We start from the raw sequence: 20451 nt of genomic DNA, 5'->3' as shown, positions 1-20451 counted from the left end.
GGCGATGAGCAACGACGATCGTACCCAGTTCATGCCGACGCCCGGTGGGCGTGGCGCCGATCCCTTCCGTCCGGAGGCGGGCCGCCCCGCACCGGCACCCGCGTCGACACCGCTGTCGGTGCCGGCCGCGCCGGTCCTGACCGGCAAGGCCCAGGGTCTCAATCCGCTGGAAAGCGCCGCCGGCCCCTTGCTGGCGTTGCTGACGCGCCTGCGCAACACCATCGCGCACCCGGCGCCGGCCAGCCTGCGGGCGCAGTTGCTGGCCTACCTGCGGCAGTTCGAGGAACGCGCCGAAGCCGCCGGCGTGGTGCGCAACGATGTGCTCCTGGCCCGCTACGCCTTGTGCACCGCCCTGGACGAAGCCGTGTTGAGTACGCCTTGGGGCGGCACCAGCGATTGGGGCAAGCAAAGCCTGTTGATCACTGTGCATAACGAAGCCTGGGGCGGCGAAAAGGTCTTCCAGTTGCTGGAGCATTGCCTGCAAAGCCCACGGGAGCGCCTGTACCTGCTGGAGCTTCTGTACCTGTGCATGTGCCTGGGGTTCGAGGGACGCTACCGAGTGATGAACGACGGTCGCAGCCAGTTGGAAGCCTTGCGCGAACGCACCAGCGCGGTAATCCGCAGCGCCCGTGGCGACTACGAGCGCGAGCTGTCGCCGCACTGGCGCGGCGTCACCGTGGGCCGGGATCGCCTGGCGCAATTCATGCCGCCATGGATCGCCGTGGCCATCGGCGCGGCCCTTTTGCTGGCGCTGCTGTTCGGCCTGCGCATGAAACTGGCTTCCGATGCCGAGCCGGTGTTCAAGAATATCCATGCCCTGGGGGAGATCCCGGTGCAGGCCATCGACCGACCCGTGGTGCAGCCCAAAGTCATCGAGCGCCCACGCCTGGCCGGTTTCCTGGCCGATGAAATCAGGGCCGGTCGGATCGCCGTGGAAGACGCCGTCGACCGTTCGGTGGTGACCATCCGCGGCGACGAACTGTTCGCCTCCGGCAGCGCCAGCATCAAGGACGATTTCCAGCCGCTGATGCTGCGCATCGCCGACGCGGTGCGCAAGGTCAAGGGCCAGGTGCTGGTCACCGGCCACAGCGACAACCGACCGATCGCCACGTTGAGGTTCCCGTCCAACTGGGCGCTGTCCGAAGCACGGGCCCAGTCGGTGCTGCAGATTCTTTCGGCCAAGACCGGTCAACCCGAGCGCTTCAGCGCCGAAGGCCGCAGCGACACCGAGCCGCTGGCGTCCAACGCCACCACCGAGGGGCGTGCACGCAATCGTCGGGTTGAAATCACAGTTTTGGCGGAGGGGGTCGAGTGAAAGCGTTTTTCAGTTTTATGATCCGCTGGGTCATCCCGTTGCTGGGGCTGATCGCCCTGAGCCTGATCATCTGGTTCGTGGGCCCGCTGCTGGACTGGCTGGTGCCCGAAGGCCGGCGTTGGGCATTGATCATCCTGGTGTTCGCGGTGTGGATCGCCTATCGGGTGTTGCGCATCATCCAGGCCCGCCGGCAGGCCGCCGAAGTCATGCGCAGCCTGGCCGCGCAAACGCCGCCCGACCCCACCAGTATCGCCACTGCCGAAGAGCTCGAAACCCTGCGCCAGCGCATGGACGAAGCCTTGGCGCTGCTCAAGAAAGCCAAGCTGGGGGGCGACGAGCGTCGCAACCTCTATGAACTGCCGTGGTACGTGATCATCGGCCCGCCGGGTTCGGGCAAGACCACCGCCTTGGTCAACTCGGGGCTGCATTTCCCGTTGGCCGCGCAACTGGGCGCCGGTGCGGTGCGCGGTGTCGGTGGCACACGCAATTGCGACTGGTGGTTCACCGACGAGGCCGTGTTGCTCGACACCGCCGGGCGCTATACCACCCAGGACAGCGATGCCACCGTCGACAAGGCGGCATGGCTGGGCTTTCTGGGCCTGCTGAAAAAGCAGCGCGCCCGTCGCCCGATCGACGGTGCCTTCATCGCCATCAGCCTCTCCGACCTGCTGCTGGGTAGCGACGCCGAGCGCGCCGCCCATGCCGCGGCGATCCGGTTGCGCATCCAGGAGCTGTACACCCAGCTGGGGGTGCGCTTCCCGGTCTACCTCATGTTGACCAAGCTCGACCTGGTGCCGGGGTTCATGGAGTTTTTCGACACCCTGAGCAAGGAAGAACGCGCCCAGGTCTGGGGCATGACCTTTGCCCTGGACGATGGCAAGAGCAACGACAGCCCGCTGGCCCACCTGCAAAGCGAATTCGCCGGCCTGGAGCAGCGCCTCAACGACCGTCTGGTAGAGCGCCTGCAGCAGGAGCGCGATCCGGCGCGACGCGACCTGATCTATGGCTTCCCGCAACAGTTCGGCGCCCTGAAGGATTGCCTGCAAAGCTTCCTCGAAGGGGTGTTCAAGCCCAATGCTTTCGAAGAGCGCGTGTTGCTGCGTGGGGTGTATTTCACCAGCGGTACCCAGGAAGGCAGCCCGATCGATCGACTGATCGGCTCCATGGCCCAGAGCATGAACCTGGACCGCCAGCATCTGGCGCGCCAGACCGGTACCGGGCGCAGTTACTTCATCGAGAAGCTCTTCACCGCCGTGGCCTTCGCCGAGCGTGGGCTGGTGGGCGTCGACCCCAAGGTCGAGCGCCGGCGCAAGTGGATCGCCCGGGGCGTGCTGGCTAGCACCGTGGTGCTGGTGCTGGTGGTCGGCACCTTGTGGTGGGTCAGTTATCGCGCCAACCAGGCCTATATCGCCCAGGTCGACCAGAAGGTCGCGCCGCTGGGCCAGACGGTGCAGAACCTCAGCCCGGCGCAGCGCGATGTGCTGGCGGTGCTGCCATTGCTCAACGCCGTGAAGCATCTGGCCGACGACGCCCCGAGCTGGGCCGAAGGCCTGGGCCTGTACCAGGGCGACATGCTCGAAGCCGAGTCCGGCAGCGTCTACCGCAAGCTGCTGATCGCGGTGTTCGCCCCGCGCCTGCTGACGCGCATCGAAGAGCAACTGCACAGCGGCGGCAATTCGGACTTCCTCTATGAGGGCTTGAAGGCCTACCTGATGCTCGCCGACAACGAGCACTACGATGCCGATTTCATCAAGGCCTGGGTCGCCCTGGACTGGGATCGCAGCCTGCCGCGGGACCTGCCGGCCGAGCAGCGCCTGGCCTTGGGCGAGCATCTGCAGGCGTTGTTCGAGCGCCGTCCGCCGACCGCGCGCCTGGACCCGCGGCTGATCGACGACCTGCGTCGGCAATTGCAACAACTGCCGGTGGCCCAGCGTGTCTACGACCGGATCAAGCGGCAGAAACTGCCCGACGGCGTACCCGACTTCCGCATCAACGAAGCCGCCGGGCGCGACGCCGCGCTGGTGTTCAGTCGCAAGAGCGGCAAGCCGCTGGGCGAGCCGTTGAGCGGGTTCTTCACCGTCAAGGGTTATCGCCAGGGCTTCCTGCTCGCCAGCCTGAGCCAGACCGGCACCCTGGCCGAAGAGCAGTGGGTGCTGGGCTTTGAGCAGGCCGACCAGCAGAACGTCGCCAGCCTGGCCGCCGATGTGCGTCGCCTGTACTTCGAGGACTACCAGCGGCAATGGGACGCGCTGCTGGCCGATATCGACTTCGTGCCCATCACCAGCGTGGCCCAGGCCGCCGACGTGTTGCGGGTGATTTCCGGTCCGACGTCGCCCCTGAAAAAACTGCTGGTGGCCGTGGCGAAGGAAACCGACCTGCAACAGCACGAGCGCCAGCTGGCCGCCCAAGGCGTGCCCACGGAGGGGGGGGTCGACAAACTCAAGGAACGCCTGGGCAGCCTGCTGGGCCAGGAACAGGCGACCCAGAGTGCACCGGCGCAAAGCGACGATCCAGTGACCGCGCACTTCGCCGAGCTCAACAGCATCGTCAGCAAGACGGATGGCGAGCCGGCAGCCATCGATGGCCTGTTGGCCGACATGAACGCCCTGTACGTGCAGGTCAGCGCCATGGTCGGTGCCAGCGGCGACGCGCTGCTCGGTGAAGCCAAGAACCAGGCCGCCGCTGCGGCCACCCGGGTCAGCCTGAACGCCGAGCGCCAGCCGCCGCTGGTGCAAGGGCTGGTCAAGTCGGTGGTCAACTCCACCACCAACAGCATGATGGGCGGGGTACGCAATCAACTGAACGCCGCCTGGACCAGCGAAGTGGTGAACATCTATCGCCAGTCCCTGGCGGGGCGTTACCCCATGTCGCCGGGCAGCGCGCGGGATGCGACCCTGGATGACTTCGGCCAGTTCTTCGGGGTGGGCGGGGTGATGGACAATTACTTCCGCAAATACCTGCAGCCCTACGTCGACACATCGACGCCGACCTGGCGCTGGCAACCGGGCGCCGCCCAGAAGCTCGGCATCGCCCCCGGCGTGCTGCAGACCTTCCAGCGCGCGGCCACCATCCGCGATGCGTTCTTCCGTTCCGGCGGCACGCAACCGATGGTGCGTTTCGAGCTCAAGCCAGTGGCGATGGATTCCACCATCACCCAGTTCCTGCTGGACCTCGACGGTCAACAGCTGAGCTACGACCACGGTCCGAGCCGGCCGACCGCCATGCAATGGCCCAACCCCGGCAGCATCGGCGTGGTACGGATTTCCATCATGCCGCCATCGTCCAGCGGCCGTTCCGGCATCACCCTGGACGGTCCGTGGGCCTGGTTCCGCCTGCTGGAACAATCGGACCTGACGGCTGGCAACTCGCCGGACCGCTTCAACCTGCGGCTGCGGGTCGATGGCGCCAGCGCCTCCTACGAGCTGCGGGCCAACAGTGCCTTCAACCCGTTCAAGAGCCGGGTACTGAGCGGCTTCAGCCTGCCGGAGCGGCTATGAGTACACCGGGCTTCTATGGAAAGTTGGCCAGCCGAGGGGACTTCGTCAGCCGTGGCTTGCCCCAGAGCTTCATCGCCCCGTGGGACTCCTGGCTGGCGGCGGGGCTGCTCGCCAGCCAGACCAGCCTTGGCGAGCGCTGGCTGGACGCCTATCTGGTCAGCCCGCTGTGGCGCTTCATGGTCGCGCCGGGCGTATGCGGGCCGGAGGCGGCCGTGGGCGTGGTGATGCCCAGCATCGACCGGGTCGGCCGCTATTTCCCCTTGACGGTGGCGGTGCTGCTGGAACCCGACGCCGATCCGGCGTCGGTGGTGGGTGGTGCGGACGAGTGGTTCGAGCGGGTGGAAAACCTGCTGTTGAGCACCCTGAACGTGGAGGCCAGTTTCGAGGCTTTCGGCACGGAGCTGGAAAGCCTGGGCAGCCCTGCGTATCGAACGCGCCTGCCGAGCAGCCAGTTCGCCAGCCTGCATCGCTTCGATGCCACCGACCCACAGGCGCGCATGACCGCGCTCGCCGAGTCGGCCTGCGAAGGCACAAGCCTGTGGTGGGGGCAGGGTTCGGAGCGCATCGCGCCCGGTTTGATGCGGTGTCGGGGCCTGCCGGCTGCCGCCGATTTCGCGCAATTTTTGCTCGGCCAAGAAGGTGTTGTGTAGATGCGTCCAAGTGCTGGGAAAGCATTCAAGTCTGCAAGCAAGAGCCATGTCGGCATGGTCCGCCAGGTCAATGAAGACGCCTGCCTGGACCTGCCGGAAAACGGCCTCTGGGTGGTGGCCGATGGCATGGGCGGGCACGCCGCGGGCGATTACGTCAGCAGCCTGATCGTCGACAGTCTGCGATCCATTGCCGTGGGCCGCTCCCTGGATGAATACGTCGCGGCGCTGCAGAGCGATCTGCTGCGGGTCAACGCCGCCGTGCGCGAAGAAACCGCCAACCGCGGCGTCACCATGATGGGCAGCACCGTCGTGGTACTGGCCACCCGAGACCTGCGCGGCATGTGCCTGTGGGCCGGTGACAGCCGCTTGTATCGCCTGCGCGACGGGGTGCTCGAAGGCATCTCCCGGGACCACAGCTACGTCCAGGACCTGCAGGACAGTGGCCTGCTCAGCGAAGCCGAAGCCCGGGTCCATCCCCGGGCCAACGTGGTCACCCGGGCCATCGGGGTCGAGGCGCAGTTGAAGCTGGCGCTGGTCGAACTGCTGCTGGTGCCCGGCGACAGTTACCTGCTGTGCAGCGACGGGCTGACCAAGACCGTCGAGGACGATGAGATCCGCGAAGTGCTGAACCACGACGACCCCGGCGAAATTGCCAGCAGCCTGGTGTCCCTGGGCCTGATGCGCGGTGCGCCGGACAATATCACCGTGGTGGTCGTGAAGGTGCCGTCATGAGTTCCGTGTTGAATATCCAGATCCCCGGCTACGACATCGAAGGGGAGATCGGCGAAGGCGCCATGGCGAGTGTCTACCTGGCGACCCAGCGATCCCTGGAACGCAAGGTGGCATTGAAAGTCATGGCCGCGGCACTGGCCGCCGACCCGACGTTCTGCGAGCGCTTCCTGCGCGAAGGCAAGACCCTGGCCCGCCTGTCGCACCCTCACACGGTCACCATCCATGACATCGGCAACGTCGGTGAGCTGTATTACATGGCGATGGAGTACCTGCCCAACGGCACGCTCAAGGAGCGCATCGCCGCCGGCCTTTCGCCGGAGCAGGGGCTGGCCTATATCCGCCAGATCGCTTCCGCGCTGGGCTATGCCCATGGGCTGGGCCTGGTACACCGCGACGTCAAGCCGGCCAACATCCTGTTCCGCGCCGACGGCACGGCGGTGCTCTCGGACTTCGGCATCGCCAAGTCACTGGACGACCGCACCCAGTTCACCCAGGCCGGTTTCGCCGTGGGCACGCCCAGCTACATGAGCCCGGAACAGGCTCGCGGACAGGACATCGACGGCCGCGCCGACCTGTATGCCCTGGGCGTGGTGCTGTATGAAATCCTCGTCGGCAAACTGCCCTATACCGGCAACGACGCGCTGTCCACGGCACTGGCCCACCTGACCGAACCGCTGCCGGAACTGCCGGTGCATCACGGCCGGTACCAGGACGTGCTGCGCAAGCTGCTGGCGAAGGATCCGGCGGAGCGCTTCCCGGATGCGGCCGCCTTGCTGCGGGCCCTGGACAACCTGCCGCCGGAGTCCGACGCGACCCTGATCCGGCCTTTGCCGCTGCCGGTGTCGACGAAGCCTGTGGGGGATGACCTGGCCGGCCTGACGCCGATGTCCATTGACATCCCGAGCGGCCCGGTGCCGCCCTCGTCCCAGGCTCAACCCCAGGCCAGGCCGGTTCCACCGCCGGTGAGCCCGTCGCGACCGGCGGTTTCGCCACCGCGCAAGACCCCGGTATTCGCCCTGGCTGCCGTGGCGGTGGCCGTGGCGCTGGCATTGGGCGGCGCGGGTTATTGGTGGCTGTCCGGCGACAGCGGCCAGGCCAGCCAGCCGCCGCTTGCTTCCGGTTCATCGGCCACGAAACCGCCGGCCAAGACCCCCGACGTGCCACCGGCGAAAGCCCCCGATGCCTCACCGGCCCAGCCTCCCGTGACGCCCCCAGTGAATCCGCCCGTGGCGAACCAGGCCGATGGCGGCCAGCGCCCGTTGTTGATGGCTGGCAAGAAAACCCTGTTCCAGCGGGTACTGAGCAAGCCGGGCGCGACCCTGGTCGATGAGCCGGGTGCCGCGCCGGGCAAGGCGCTGCCGGCGTTTTCCGTGTTGTATGTCTACCAGCGCAAGGACGTCGATGGCAGTCCGTGGGTACGGGTGGGCGCCGCCACGGACGGACGCAGCGATGGCTGGCTGCCGGCCGCCCAGGTCAGCGACTGGAAGCAGAGCCTGGTGCTCAAGTTCACCGAGCGTTCGGGCCGCGCGCCGGTCATGTTCCTGCGTCAGCCCGGTGAAGTGGAGAAGCTGCTGGCGAACCCGACGAACGCCAGGAACGTCCTGCTCAAGGCCCAGCAGAACCGCGAGGACAACCAGCAAGTGTTGGCCCTGGAACCGGCCGCCAGCGCGGTGCCGCAGAATCAGTTCTACCTGTTGCCGATCTTCGATTCCCGCGAGAGCTTCGATGAAAACGGCCAGCCGGTGCAGTTGTTGAACGTGGCCTCCATCGACCCGGGCAACACGCCCCGCGCCTCGACCAACACCCCGATCACCACGGCCAACGCCGATGCGTTCCGTACCGCCGTGGTGCTGGTGGTGGACACCACCGTGTCCATGCAGCCCTACATCGACCAGGTTCGCGACGTGGTCCATCAACTGCAGACCCGTATCGCCGAACGGGGCGAGCTGGACAGCGTCAGCTTCGGCATGGTGGGTTTCCGCAGCAGCGTCAAGAAGACCCCGGGCCTGGAATACGTCGCCAAGACCCTCATCACCCTGGAGCAGGGGCGCGACCCGCAACGTTTCATGGATCTGGCGCGGCAGGTCAAGGCTTCCACGGTATCGAGCCATTCGTTCAACGAGGACGCGTTTGCCGGTGTCATGGAAGCGGTGGAAGGCATGGACTGGTCCGGCTACGGCGGGCGCCTGATCCTGTTGGTCACCGACGCCGGTGCCTTGCGCAAGAACGACCCGTTCGCCGCCACCCAGATGAACGAGGCCGAAGTGCGCCAGGCGGCCCTGGGCAAGCAGATCAAGATCTACGCCCTGCACCTGCTCAGCGACGCCGGCAAGAAAACCCACGCCGGCGCCCAGAGCCAGTACCGCATCCTGACGGCCGACGCCAACCCGCAGATCGGCGACCTGTACATCCCCGTGCCTGGAGCCGATGTGCGCAAGTTCGGCGAGCGCGTGGACGAGATCGGTTCGGTGTTCGCCGACCTGGTGCACCAGGTGCGCAGCAATAAGCCGCAAAGCGTACCGATGTTGAGTGCCGCGCCGAGCCTGGCCGACAAGTCGGCAGCGGTGGGCTATGCGATGCACATGGATTTCCTGGGCCGCAAGGCCGCCAGCCAGGCGCCACAGCTGGTCAGCGCCTGGACCGCTGACCGCGACCTGACCAATCCGGCGCTGCCGGCGTTCCAGGTCTGCGTGATGCTGACCAAGCTGCAACTCAACGACCTGCAGCAGTCGCTGAAGCTGATCGTCGACGCGGCTCGCAAGACCCAGCGTTCGCCCAAGGACTTCTTCCAGGAAATCGCCAGCGCCAGTGCCTACATGAGCCGCGACCCGTCGGCCTTGCGCAAGGGTGGCAACCTGGCCGATGGCGGGATTCTCGGCGAGTACCTGGAAGGGCTGCCGTACCGCAGCAAGTCGCTGAACATGACCCAGGATCTGTGGCTGTCGTTGAGCGTGGCCGAGCAGGAAGATTTCATCGATGAGCTGGATTCCAAGATCCGCCTCTACGAGACCTTCCACAACGACCTGGCGAACTGGGTACGGTTCGGCGATGCCGAGCCTGGCGATGCCTTGTACCGTGTTCCGCTGTCGACGCTGCCGTGATGCTGACCCTGAACGCCGTGCACAAGAGCCGGGGCACCGGCAGCCAGCGCTACAGCCTGGTAATTGGGAGGCTGCACCTGCGTGCCGGTGAACAATTGGCGGTGGTCGGTCCCAGTGGCTGCGGCAAAAGCACGTTGCTGGACTTGCTGGCGCTGGTGCTGGCGCCGGACCAGGCCGGGCAGTTCGACTTCGCGCCCGGCAATACGTCGCTGGATATCAGCAAACTGTGGCGTGGGTCGCAACAGGACACCTTGGCTGAGCTGCGCAGTCGTCACCTGGGCTATGTTCTGCAGACCGGTGGCCTGCTGGGCTTCCTGAACGTACGCGGCAACATCGAGTTATCGCGCAAACTGCTGGGCTTGAAGGATGACGGCAGCGTGACGCGCCTGGCCGAAAAACTGGACATAGCCGACCAACTGGACAAGAAGCCGGCGGACCTCTCCGTGGGCCAGCGCCAGCGGGTCAGTTGCGCGCGCGCCCTGGCCCACGGCCCGCGCCTGTTGTTGGCGGACGAACCGACCGCTGCCCTCGACCCCTTGAACGCAGAGCGAGTCATGCAGTTGCTGGTGTCCCAGGCCCGTGACAGCGGCGTGTGCTGTGTCGTCGCCACCCACGACGAAGCCTTGGCCCGGGCCAGCGGTCTGCAGGTACGGCGTATCAGTTGCCGGCGCGACACGGACGGCGGCGTGACCGCCACCCTCGGGGAGGCTTGCTGATGCGCGGCGCGCTGGTGGCTTCCCTGGCCTGGCAGGATTACCGCAACGATGCCTGGCTGTCGGCGTGCTCGGTGCTGGCGCTGGTGGCCGTGGTGGCGCCGTTGCTGGTGCTGTTCGGCCTCAAGTTCGGCCTGGTCACCAGCCTGACCGAACGCCTGCAGAACGATCCGGCCACCCGGGAAATCATCCCTCTGGGCGGTGGCCGGTTCAGCGCCGCTTTCATCGAACAATTGAGCCAGCGCGGTGACGTGGCCTTTGCCTTGCCGCGAACCCGGCAGATCGCCGCCACGGCGGACTTGAGCAGTGCCACGGCGGGCGTCACCGTCGAGATGATACCCACCGCCGCCAACGATCCCTTGCTGGAGCGCCTGCCGCTGCCACAAGGACTGGACCAGGTGGTGCTCAGCCAGACCGCGGCCGAGAAGCTCGGTGCCAGGGCAGGTGATTGGTTGCAGGCCAGTTTCGGCCGGCAGGTGGCCGGTCGCAGCGAGGCGCAGCGCACGCGGGTCCAGGTGCTGCACGTGCTGCCCCTGGAGGCCTTTGCCCGGGATGGCCTGTTTGCGCCACTGGCCTTGCTGGAGGCGGCCGAGGACTACCGCGACGGTCGTGCCGTAGCCGCGTTCGGCTGGCCCGGCGATGCGGTGGGCGTGGCCGAGCAGCGGGTGTACCCGGCATTCCGCCTGTATGCCCGCAGCCTCGGCGACGTGGAGCCGCTGCGTCAGTACTTCGCCGCGCAGAACCTGCCGGTGGCCACCCAGGCCCAGGCCATCGCACAAGTGCAATCGCTGAGTCGCAATCTGTCGATCGTGTTCTGGATCATCGCCGGCTTGGCCCTGGCCGGGGCATTCGCGGCGATCTTCGCTGGAGCGCTGGCGGCGGTCGAGCGCAAGCGTCGGGAGCTGTCGGTGCTGCGCCTGCTGGGAGTCTCCACCGCGGCGCTGTTGTTGTTCGTGGTGTTGCAGGCGCTCTACAGCGCCACGTTTGCGGCCTTGCTCAGCGCCGGCCTGTATGGCCTGGCGCAGTCGGGCCTCAATTATCTGTTTGCGCAGATGCCGGGCGAGTACGCCAGCCATCTGCTGGTGCGTCACTACATCCTGGCCCTGGTGGCCGTGCTCGGCACCAGTGCCTTGGCGGCGGCGTGCGGCGGCTGGCGGGTGGCGCGCATCCAGGCATCTGAAGGAATCCGCGATGTATAAGCTATTGGGCGCCGCCGTGGCGCTGAGCCTGGTCGGCCTTGTGTATGCCGATGAAGGCACCGACAAGCTGGACAACCCCAAGCCGTTGCCCGACGACGTCAGCCTGCCGCTGCCGTGCGAGGGGCAGATGGTGTTCCGCTACGTCTACATCCTCGCCCAGGGCACCCTGGACGACCGCGAGATCAGCCTGGGCTATCCGTTCAGCGAGGGTGAGGCCGGCTACCAGCAGTCGTTCATTTCCGGTTACCGGCGCGACTTCATCAACGGCCAGTTCACCCTCAAGGACCTGCCCAAGGAGTGGAACAAGACCATCACGCCGTTGATGCCCAAGACCGATGCCCAGACCCCGCTCAAGCCGATGCTGTACTTCATCGGCAAGTACGAAGTCACGGCCCGGCAATACGCCCAGGTGATGGCCCAGGCACAGTCCCTGGCCAGCGGCGAACCGGCACCGGCCTGTGAGGCTTTGCTGGCCGAGCTTCCCCAGGGCATGGCCGGGCGCCTGCCAAAGGTGAAGTTGTCGAAATTCGAGGCTGAGCGTTTCTCGGCCGTTTACAGCGCCTGGCTGATGAAATACCACAAGGACCTGTTGCCGGTGAGCGGCCGCGGTACGTCCGCCGAAGACGGCGGGTTGGGCTTCGTGCGCCTGCCCACCGAAGTGGAATGGGAATTCGCCGCCCGGGGCGGGCAAGCCGTCAGCCGCCAGGATCTGGAAGGGCGGCTGTTCCCCCGGCGGGTCGAAGGCAGCGAAGGCGATGGCCCATTGGCTGACTGGGCGGTGTTCAACCAGGTGGCCGGCGGCACCGGCCAGGCCGCACGCTTGATGCCTATCGGCACCAAACTGCCGAACCCTGTCGGTCTGTTCGACGTGATCGGCAACGCGGCGGAAATGGTTCAGGAGTCCTTCCAGCTGGTGCATTCCGGACGTCGCCAGGGGGCCTATGGCGGCTTTGTGGTCAAGGGCGGCAATTACCTGGAAGGCGAGGGCACGCTGTTCACCGGCATGCGCCGCGAGTACCCGCTGTTCGCCGCTGACGGTACCGAGCAAAGCAACGAAACCACCGGTTTCCGGGTGGCCGTGGGGGCCTTGTCGGCACCGCGCTCACGCTACAAGGAACTGTTCGCCCAGTGGCAGAAAGAGGGCCGCCTCGCGTCCCTGACCGATGCCATCGACGACGCCCAGGATCCCACCAAGCGCCTGGACAGCATCATCGCCGCCAGCGTCGATCCACGCCTGCAGGCCGAGCTGGGGCTGGTCAATGAAGAGCTCAAGCGCAACGTGTCGCTCATCGCCCAGCAGCGTGAGGAAGCGGCCGGCAACCTGATCCAGTCTGCGGCCCTGGTGGCCGAGACCGTCAACAACTACAACATTCGCCTGACCAATCTGCAGCGCAGTCGCGAGGCGGCCGTGGAGGCCAAGGACGAAGCCAGCGCCCAGCTGTTCGCCACGGCCATCGACAACGGCCGCAGCGCGCTGGACGGCGCGGTGGCGATCTACATCGACAACCTCGCCACGGGCACGCGCTACACCGATGCCGTGATCCAGGCGCAGTTTCAACGCATCAAGGAGGAATTGGAGCGCAAGCCGGTGCTGGGCAAGAGCCTGGTGGCGCGCGCAACGTTGTTCGTTCGCCATGTCGGTGACTATCGTCAGCAAAAACGAGCCGATCCGGCGGCGATATTGAAGGAATTGCTCGCATCGAGCGGTCAACGATCATGACCGCCCGTTGTCAGCGAGCTTGGAAGGGACTCAGGCGGCGTTGGGCCGTGCTGAGCTGGTCAAAACTTAAAAGAGAACACAACTATGCTTTTCTCCCGTAAACCTTTTGCTTCGGTTTCCAAGCGTCATTTGCTGATGGTCGCGGTCGGCTTCAGCACCGTCCTGACCGGCTGCGCGACGTCGCCGACGTCCAAGGTCGCATCGAGCACCAAGGTCGAGTACTACCCCAACTGCTACGAGCCGGTGCAGCACCTGCGGGCCACTGAGGGGAACATGACCAAGTCGGTCATCACCGGTGCCGCTGTCGGTGCCGTCGGTGGTGCGCTGCTGGGCGCCCTGACCGCCGACAAGGAAGACCGTGGCCGCAACGCCGCCATCGGCGCGGCGGGCGGCGCCTTGGCAGGCGGCGCCGCCGGTTACTACACCGAGCGCCAGAAGCAGATCGCCGACGACAACCAGCGCATCGCTTCCTACGCTGCCGACGTCAACAAAAGCGTCACCGACATCGACCGCAGCACGGCGTACGCCAAGGCTTCGCAACAGTGCTACCAGAGCGCGTTCACCAAGCTGGTCGCCGACCGCAAGGCCAAGACCGTCAACGACACCGAGGGCCGCAAGCGCCTGGCGGAAATCGTCGCCGGCCTGAAAGAGTCCAACGACCTGATCGTCGCGGTCAACGGCAAGGCTTCGGAAGACCTGAACAACTACACCCAGGCCTATGAAAAAGACCTGCAGCAAGTGGGTGTGCAGCGCACCGACGTCGTGACCGTGGCGACCGCCGAGACCACCCCGGTCGTGGCGACCACCACCAAGACCAAGAAATCCGTGAAGCCTGCGAAAAAGCCGCCAGTGCTGCCAACCGTGCCGAAAGAGGCGGTGACCACCGAGAAGACCCTGCAGACCGCCAAGGCCAAGCAGGATGAAAGCAAGCAGGTGGCCAGCGCCGGTACCACCCAGGTCAACAGCATGTGCAAAAACCCGGACCTGGGCGACTGGGCACCGGTGCCTTGCCCGAATGTTTGATTGAGTGAGGGCTGCTGATCATTCCCTCGGGGAGTGATCGCTGCGTTAAAGCTGTGGGAGCGAGTTTGCTCGCGATAGCGTCCGTTCAGTTGGCATTCATGTTGACTGACCCGCCGCCATCGCGAGCAAGCTCGCTCCCACAGTTATTTTGTGCTGGTCGCAGTATCCGCGTTATCCCCGATTCCCTTGTGAGAGCGAGCTTGCTCGCGATGGCTGCCTGGCAGTTGGCGGGGATTTTGTTGACCGTGTGCATATCCATTGCTGCGGTAACGGCTGCTTATGGTTCCGCCCTTACGGCGGGTTACTTTTGGCAAACGCCCCAAAAGTAACCAAAAAGGCTTCGCCCCACCACTGGGCACCTCGCCAAGGCGAGGTGTTCCCGAACGAAGGCATTGCTCCGTGGGCCCGCCGCGAAGGGCCATCCATGGCCCAGCGCGGCTATCCCGGCATCCATGCCGGGATGCCCACTCCACAATGCCTGCGTTCGGCCCTTGTGGTTAATGGGGCGCCTAAGATCAAAAGCCAAAGCCAAAGCCAAAGCCAAAGCGAGGCGGCCTGACAGCCGACCTATCTCGTCCGGCCATGCGTCGGTCCAATTGTGGGAGCGAGCCTGCTCGCGATGGCGTCGCCGCGGTTTGCCTCATTGCAAGGCTTTACATCTAGGCGTTCTGCACCGTCTCTCGGGTTTCCAGATCATCCAATGCCCGCTCGACCAGCAACTGAACCCCATCGGCCATGCGGCTGATGGCCAAGGCTATGCTGCGGCGGGAGTCGTCGACGTCGTCGGCCAGGTCGGCGGCGATGGTGCTGATCGATTGCAGGTCTTCGGAGGCGTTGGCCAGCAGGGTTTCGGTGTCGATATGAGGGGCAACGATGAACAGCTGGTTTTTATCGGGTGCGGGAGATGGGGAGGGGGGGGTTGAGGTAGTAGTCGAGGGCGCGGGTGGCGGCGTCTTCGAGCTTTTTTTCTTCGAGGGCATCGACGCGGGACATGTGACCGCTTGGCGGTGGATTAGGGGTGACCTTGAACATAGTGAATATCCTGAGAGTGATGGAGCCGACACCCTTCGATTGCACTTCGAAAGTGGTGGCAGCTGTGCGCAGGTGTGCAAGACCGGTCTCAGGAACCCGGCAGATCCGAAGATCTCCCACGCGCAGCCGCCATAACAGTCCGCGAGCATAGAAAAATGCTCGACGAATAGCCATAAACGAATGCGACCTGAGACGGACTTGCACGTCCGTGTCACCGTTTTTTGCGATGACGAACAGAGGTTAGCGGCGCTCGGAAGCCCTGCCTAGTTCATGGACAGCCCGGCGTTTTGAAGGAAATCTCCGAGGGAGCTGAAGGGAAACGGTCATGCTGGGAAAACGTGACTTGGCAGTCATCATGCAGGAAATACTGCTCATCTTCCGCTAAAGCGTCACGATGATGGCGTTCCGCCAAAGAATCGCTAAACTGCCCCGGCCATTCATCTTTCTTACGAGGCCGTGCCGATGAAATTTCGTTTCCTGCTGTGGATGCTGGGGTTGTTGATGGGCAAGGCCAGCCGGACCAACCCGGCGTTTCAGCAGCAACTGGGCGACAAGGACCTGGTGTTCCAGCTGCAGACTCTGGATGGCAAGGTCGCCCGGCATTTCACCGTGAAAAACCAGCGCATCACCAGCCAGTCCGGCACCCACCCAACTCCAGCGTTCGCCATTGCCTTCAAGGACGCTGCCTACGGCTTGGCCACGATGCAGGCCAAGAACAAGCAACTGGCGTTCATGAGCGGTATCCAGGACAAGTCCATCCAGATCAAGGGCAACCCGGCGCTGGTGATCTGGTTTCAGGGGTTGACCCGGTACTTGAAGCCGAAGAAGGCCAAGTCCAAGGTCTGAGGTGCTGCGGATACTTGTGGCGAGGGGATAAATCCCCTCGCCACAAGAGCTTCACTGACCTGCACAAGCCAGGTGAGTCTACTCAGCCGTGGCTGAACTGCGATGCCAGTTCCCGCAGCAACACTTCAGCTTCAAGCACTTTGCTGACCACGTCGTTGGCTTTCTCTCGCGCCAGGCCCACGCGTTCGAGCAGGGCGTCGGGGATTTCCTCGTCGGGACCCGAGCCGATGCCCCGGGCGCGCAGCAGACGCACCGCCAGGCAGACCAGGTTCGGGTAGGCGGCGTATTCGCCGTCGTAATGCGGATCGTGCTGGAAGCGCAGGGCGGTGGCCAGTTCGTCGGGCATGTCCCAGTAGCGCATCAGCCATGAACCGATCTGCTCGCGGCTGATGCCCAGCAGGTGCTGCTCGACATAGCTGTGGCACAGGTGCGGGTTGACTTCCAGGTGCCGGCACATCAACGAGAAGTGCGGTGGAAAGACGTGGGCAAGCAGCAGGTAGCCGAAGTTGTGCAGCAGGCCGGAGAGGTACGTCAGGCCGCCTTCCGGGCGCTGGGCGCGAGGCATGGCGCGGGTCAGGCCTTCGATGACGGCGGCGGTGTAGATCGATTGTTGCCAGTACGGCGTGGTGTGTTGCGGATGGTCCTTGGGCAGGCTCAGGGTCTTGCCCAGGGCCAGGCCCAGCGCCAGGTTGATCACCAGGTCGAAGCCCAGCACCCGGACGATGGCGTCTTCCACCGAACGGATCTTGCCCGGCGAGGCGTAGTAGGGTGAGGCGGCCCAGCTCACCACTTGCGCGGCCAGGGCCGGGTCGGTTTCGACGACACCGGTGATGTCATCGATGGTGGCGTCCGGATCGACCCGCAGCTTGATGATTTTCTGAGCGGTCTCGGCCAGCGGCGGAATCTCGATGGTTTCTTCCAGCCGTTGCTGGATGCGCCGGGCCGTGAAGGCCTGTACCGCCTGGGTGATTTCCGCGCGGTCGTCGTGGGGACGGTCCAGGTTGGGGGTGATATTGCTCAAGGCTTCGCCGAATGTGGCGGCGCTGGCCTTGGTGAGCATGCTCTTGAAGGCCTCGCTGGTCACTTCCAGCAACACCCCCGGCTCGCCCGAGTTGATCAGCAGCATCGGCTCGCGCAGCAGGCTTTCTTCATACAGGCACGGGGAGCTGGTGAGCGCGGGCAGGCCTGGCAACATGTTCAGGCTGTGTTTGCCGAGCATGCGCTCCAGCTTTTCGGTCGGCACCGCCGTGAGCTTGCGGCCGGTGAGCTCGGCCAGGCGATTGAGATCCAGCAACTGGCTTTGGGGAAACAGCACCATGAGTGCGCCGACGGCATCGTGCAGCAGAACGGCCTGCACCTTGCGGGCAGGGTTCAGGCCTGGTCGTTCGAGAACTTCGTCGAAGGCGATGCCTGATTTCTCGAGCAGCAGCCGAATAACAGACGGAGCATGCGGGATTTCTGGGGCGAGAGCAGCGTCAGTCATGGTCTGTATCCGTTTTCCAACAAGTTGAGCAGTATAACCAGCTTGCCCGGCGGACGCGCCCGGAAACTGAGAGACTGCTCACACTTGGCCGTATTGCTGCCCATGACGCAGCCAGCGATCCAGCAACGGGCTGACGTGGTCCGGCCAGCGCTCCAGCAGAGCCTGGGCTGCGTCGCGTACCGCAGGGAGCAGATCGGCGTCACGCATCAGGTCGGCTACCTTGAATTGAAGCAGACCGGTCTGGCGCGTGCCGAGCATTTCACCGGGGCCGCGCAGTTCAAGGTCTTTTTCGGCGATGACGAAACCGTCGTTCGTTTCGCGCATGATACCCAGGCGCTGGCGGCCGATCTGGGACAGCGGCGGGTGATAGAGCAGGACGCAATGGCTGGCGGCGCTGCCTCGGCCGACCCGGCCGCGTAGCTGGTGCAACTGTGCAAGGCCCAGGCGCTCGGGGTTCTCGATGATCATCAGGCTGGCGTTCGGCACGTCCACCCCCACTTCGATGACCGTGGTGGCGACCAGCAACTGCAAGGCTCCGGCCTTGAATTCGGCCATGACGGCGGCCTTCTCGGCGGGCTTCATGCGCCCGTGGATCAACCCGACCTTCAACTCGCCGAGGGCGGCGGTGAGGTCTTCATAGGTGCTCTGCGCCGCCTGGCAGGTCAGCTCTTCGGACTCTTCGATCAACGTGCACACCCAATAGGCCTGACGCCCTTCGGCGCAGGCGCTGCGCACGCGCTCGATCACTTCCACCCGGCGGGTGTCGGTGACCAGCACGGTGTTGACCGGCGTTCGCCCCGGCGGCAGTTCGTCGAGGATCGAGGTGTCGAGATCGGCGTAGGCGCTCATGGCCAGGGTGCGGGGGATCGGTGTGGCGGTCATGATCAACTGATGCGGGCACATGCGTCCGCCCACGCCTTTCTGCCGCAGGGCCAGGCGCTGTTGCACGCCGAAGCGATGCTGTTCGTCGATGATCACCAGAGCCAGGTTCTTGAACTGCACTTCGTCCTGGAACAGCGCATGGGTGCCCACCACCATCGGCGCGCCTTCGGTGATCTGCGCCAGGGCGGCGGTGCGGTTCTTGCCCTTGAGCTTGCCGGCCAGCCAGGCGACTTCGATGCCCAGCGGTTCGAGCCAGCGCTGGAAGGTGATGAAATGCTGTTCGGCGAGGATCTCGGTGGGCGCCATCAGCGCTACCTGATACCCCGCTTCCAGGGCTTGCAGGGCGGCGAGGGCGGCGACCACGGTCTTGCCGGCGCCCACGTCGCCCTGGATCAGCCGCAGCATCGGCTCGGGCTGGCTCAGGTCGTAGGCAATCTCGTTGCCCACCCGTTGCTGGGCGCCCGTGGGGGTGAAGCCGAGGTTGGCGAGGTAGCGTGCCGGCAGATCCCTGGCCTTGGGCATCGCCGGGGCGCGCAACGAGCGCAGGCTTTCCCTCAGGCGCTGCTGGGACAGTTGATGCGTCAGCAACTCTTCGAAAGCCAGGCGGTGCTGGGCCCAGTGATGACCGAGGGCAAGCTCCTCGACATCGGCATCGGCGGGTGGGTGATGCAGATAGCGGATCGCATCGGCCAGCGGCGCCAGTTGGTAGTCCCGGGCCAGCTCCGTGGGCAGCCAGTCCGGCAGGCTGCTGGGGCCGAGCAGGGTCAGGGCCTGCTGGCAGAGCTGACGCAGGCGCTGTTGGGTCAGGCCTTCGGTGAGGGGATAGACCGGGGTCAGGGTCTCATCTACCGGAGGCGGCTCGTCGCCGGTGATGGCGCGGTATTCCGGGTGATAGATTTCCAGCCCGGAAGCGCCAGGCCGCGCCTCGCCGTAGCAGCGCACGCGAGTGCCACGCTTGAGGCCTTCCTTCTGGGCATTGCTGAAATGATAGAAGCGCAGGCTGAGCCCGCCGGTGCCGTCCTGCAGGCGCACCACCAGGCTGCGGCGCCGGCCCATGACCACATCGGCGCCGCTGACGGTGCCTTCGATCACCGCGTCCTGCCCCGGCCGCAAGTGGCCGATGGGCACCACGCGGGTACGGTCCTGGTAACGCAACGGCAGGTGGAACAACACGTCCTGAAGGTTTTCCAGCCCGACCCTGGCCAGTTTCTCGGCCATGGCCTCGCCTACACCCTTGAGTGCCGTGACCGGTACTTTGGACAGCTCAGTCATGGCAGCGGCTTACTTGGCGGACGGCGGCTTGGCCACGGAACACAGGCGGATCGAATCAGCGAGGATCTCGATGGCCTTGGGTCGCGGGAAGCTGGCGCGCCAGGCAATGGCGACGGTACGGAACGGCACGGGGGCGGTCATCGGGCGGACTTCGATCACGCCGGGGGCATAGTGATGGCTGTCCACCGCGGACAGCGGCAGGATCGAAATCCCCAGGCCCGAGGCGACCATGTGGCGAATGGTCTCCAGGGAGCTGGATTCCACCGTGGTGTGCTTGGCGCCTTCGCTGCCCTTGGTCAGGGTCGGGCAGGCCTCGAGCACCTGGTCGCGGAAGCAATGGCCTTCGCCCAGCAGCAACAGGCTCTTGTCGTTGAGCAGGGCGGCGTCGATGGTCTTTTTCTGGGTCCAGGGGTGCTGGGCCGGCATCAGGACGTAGAACGGCTCGTCGTAGAGCGGCAGGGTCAGCACGTCGGCTTCGTTGAACGGCAGGGCGATGATGATCGCGTCCAGCTCGCCGTTGCGCAGTTTGTCGCGCAGCACATGGGTGAAGTTTTCTTCGATGTACAGCGGCATCTGCGGGGCGACCCGGTGCAGCTGTGGAATCAGGTGCGGGAACAGGTACGGACCCACCGTGTAGATCGCGCCGACCTTCAGCGGAGCGGTGAGCTGGTTCTTGCCGGCCTGGGCCAGTTCGCGGATGCCCTGGGCCTGCTCAAGGACCTTCTGGGCCTGGGCAACGATGCCTTCGCCTACCGGGGTCAGGCGCACGGCGCTTTTGCTGCGCTCGAAAATCAGCACACCGAGTTCGTCTTCAAGCTTCTTCACGCCCACCGACAACGTCGGCTGGCTGACGTGGCAACGCTCGGCCGCATGGCCGAAATGCTGCTCTTGGGCGAGGGTCACGATGTAGCGTAATTCTGTGAGGGTCATAGCGAGCATCCATGAAGTTGCGAGCCAAGCATACCGGCTGCAATCGATAGACGCAC

Annotated in this window: 13 protein-coding genes and 1 pseudogene; 10 read left to right on the top strand and 4 right to left on the bottom strand. The window is 65.3% G+C overall.

Annotation, left to right across the window (positions count from 1 at the left end; all coding sequences use genetic code 11):
- Window positions 1-4 precede the first annotated feature (4 nt).
- The 9 genes from BLP99_RS06040 (at window position 5) to tagQ (ending at window position 13950) form a co-directional block, all read left to right on the top strand.
- Window positions 5-1315 (top strand): DotU family type VI secretion system protein, encoded by a 1311-nt coding sequence (locus BLP99_RS06040; RefSeq protein ID WP_072390810.1) that lies wholly within the window; start codon window positions 5-7, stop codon window positions 1313-1315.
- Window positions 1312-4812, top strand: coding sequence for a type VI secretion system membrane subunit TssM (tssM, locus tag BLP99_RS06035; protein WP_072390807.1), 3501 nt, complete (start codon window positions 1312-1314; stop codon window positions 4810-4812). The genes BLP99_RS06040 and tssM overlap by 4 nt, the downstream gene beginning before the upstream one ends.
- On the top strand, window positions 4809-5462 hold the full coding sequence (gene tagF, locus BLP99_RS06030; RefSeq protein ID WP_072390804.1) for a type VI secretion system-associated protein TagF: 654 nt from the start codon (window positions 4809-4811) through the stop codon (window positions 5460-5462). The genes tssM and tagF overlap by 4 nt, the downstream gene beginning before the upstream one ends.
- Window positions 5463-6194 carry a PP2C family protein-serine/threonine phosphatase gene (locus BLP99_RS06025; RefSeq protein ID WP_072390801.1) on the top strand — a complete coding sequence of 244 codons (732 nt, stop codon included), beginning with the start codon at window positions 5463-5465 and terminating at the stop codon, window positions 6192-6194.
- Window positions 6191-9295: a serine/threonine-protein kinase gene (locus tag BLP99_RS06020; RefSeq protein WP_092179931.1), complete on the top strand. Its 3105-nt coding sequence runs from the start codon at window positions 6191-6193 to the stop codon at window positions 9293-9295. The genes BLP99_RS06025 and BLP99_RS06020 overlap by 4 nt, the downstream gene beginning before the upstream one ends.
- Window positions 9295-10011 carry an ABC transporter ATP-binding protein gene (locus BLP99_RS06015; protein ID WP_092179929.1) on the top strand — a complete coding sequence of 239 codons (717 nt, stop codon included), beginning with the start codon at window positions 9295-9297 and terminating at the stop codon, window positions 10009-10011. Before BLP99_RS06020 ends, BLP99_RS06015 begins: the two co-directional genes overlap by 1 nt.
- A complete protein-coding gene (locus BLP99_RS06010) occupies window positions 10011-11207 on the top strand; it encodes an ABC transporter permease (protein WP_092179927.1) in 1197 nt (398 codons plus the stop codon). The genes BLP99_RS06015 and BLP99_RS06010 overlap by 1 nt, the downstream gene beginning before the upstream one ends.
- Window positions 11185-12927 (top strand): formylglycine-generating enzyme family protein, encoded by a 1743-nt coding sequence (locus BLP99_RS06005; protein WP_176776493.1) that lies wholly within the window; start codon window positions 11185-11187, stop codon window positions 12925-12927. Before BLP99_RS06010 ends, BLP99_RS06005 begins: the two co-directional genes overlap by 23 nt.
- Window positions 12928-13011: 84 nt before the next feature.
- Window positions 13012-13950: a type VI secretion system-associated lipoprotein TagQ gene (gene tagQ, locus BLP99_RS06000; RefSeq protein WP_072390786.1), complete on the top strand. Its 939-nt coding sequence runs from the start codon at window positions 13012-13014 to the stop codon at window positions 13948-13950.
- A 659-nt stretch (window positions 13951-14609) separates the two neighbouring features.
- Here the strand turns inward: tagQ and BLP99_RS05995 are convergent.
- Window positions 14610-14982 (bottom strand): annotated as a pseudogene (locus tag BLP99_RS05995) (DUF6124 family protein).
- Between the two features lie 462 nt (window positions 14983-15444).
- On the opposite strand from BLP99_RS05995, the gene BLP99_RS05990 reads away from it, so the two are divergent.
- Window positions 15445-15828, top strand: coding sequence for a helicase (locus BLP99_RS05990; protein ID WP_072430967.1), 384 nt, complete (start codon window positions 15445-15447; stop codon window positions 15826-15828).
- Between the two features lie 82 nt (window positions 15829-15910).
- Here BLP99_RS05990 and BLP99_RS05985 read toward each other — a convergent pair whose 3' ends face one another.
- The 3 genes from BLP99_RS05985 to BLP99_RS05975 form a co-directional block, all read right to left on the bottom strand.
- Window positions 15911-17311 (bottom strand): aminoacyl-tRNA deacylase and HDOD domain-containing protein, encoded by a 1401-nt coding sequence (locus BLP99_RS05985; RefSeq protein ID WP_072430966.1) that lies wholly within the window; start codon window positions 17309-17311, stop codon window positions 15911-15913.
- A 78-nt stretch (window positions 17312-17389) separates the two neighbouring features.
- Entirely contained in the window at window positions 17390-19465 is a 2076-nt protein-coding gene (gene recG, locus BLP99_RS05980; RefSeq protein WP_092179923.1) for an ATP-dependent DNA helicase RecG, read from the bottom strand.
- A gap of 9 nt (window positions 19466-19474) precedes the next feature.
- Complete coding sequence (locus BLP99_RS05975; RefSeq protein WP_072390764.1) at window positions 19475-20395, bottom strand: hydrogen peroxide-inducible genes activator; 921 nt, start codon at window positions 20393-20395, stop codon at window positions 19475-19477.
- Window positions 20396-20451 lie beyond the last annotated feature (56 nt).

The organism is Pseudomonas sp. NFACC32-1, assembly GCF_900101215.1.
Classification (GTDB): domain Bacteria; phylum Pseudomonadota; class Gammaproteobacteria; order Pseudomonadales; family Pseudomonadaceae; genus Aquipseudomonas.
The sequence above is the reverse complement of the archived record's forward strand: the minus strand, read 5'-3'. Positions and strand labels throughout refer to the sequence as shown.

What these genes read in the sequence shown, in the direction of transcription:
- BLP99_RS06040 (WP_072390810.1), top strand. Translation starts at nt 5, where the DNA reads ATGAGCAACGACGATCGTACCCAGTTCATGCCGACGCCCGGTGGGCGT.
- tagF (WP_072390804.1), top strand. Translation starts at nt 4,809, where the DNA reads ATGAGTACACCGGGCTTCTATGGAAAGTTGGCCAGCCGAGGGGACTTC.
- BLP99_RS06025 (WP_072390801.1), top strand. Translation starts at nt 5,463, where the DNA reads ATGCGTCCAAGTGCTGGGAAAGCATTCAAGTCTGCAAGCAAGAGCCAT.
- BLP99_RS06020 (WP_092179931.1), top strand. Translation starts at nt 6,191, where the DNA reads ATGAGTTCCGTGTTGAATATCCAGATCCCCGGCTACGACATCGAAGGG.
- BLP99_RS06015 (WP_092179929.1), top strand. Translation starts at nt 9,295, where the DNA reads ATGCTGACCCTGAACGCCGTGCACAAGAGCCGGGGCACCGGCAGCCAG.
- BLP99_RS06010 (WP_092179927.1), top strand. Translation starts at nt 10,011, where the DNA reads ATGCGCGGCGCGCTGGTGGCTTCCCTGGCCTGGCAGGATTACCGCAAC.
- tagQ (WP_072390786.1), top strand. Translation starts at nt 13,012, where the DNA reads ATGCTTTTCTCCCGTAAACCTTTTGCTTCGGTTTCCAAGCGTCATTTG.
- BLP99_RS05990 (WP_072430967.1), top strand. Translation starts at nt 15,445, where the DNA reads ATGAAATTTCGTTTCCTGCTGTGGATGCTGGGGTTGTTGATGGGCAAG.
- BLP99_RS05985 (WP_072430966.1), bottom strand. Translation starts at nt 17,311, where the DNA reads ATGACTGACGCTGCTCTCGCCCCAGAAATCCCGCATGCTCCGTCTGTT.
- recG (WP_092179923.1), bottom strand. Translation starts at nt 19,465, where the DNA reads ATGACTGAGCTGTCCAAAGTACCGGTCACGGCACTCAAGGGTGTAGGC.
- BLP99_RS05975 (WP_072390764.1), bottom strand. Translation starts at nt 20,395, where the DNA reads ATGACCCTCACAGAATTACGCTACATCGTGACCCTCGCCCAAGAGCAG.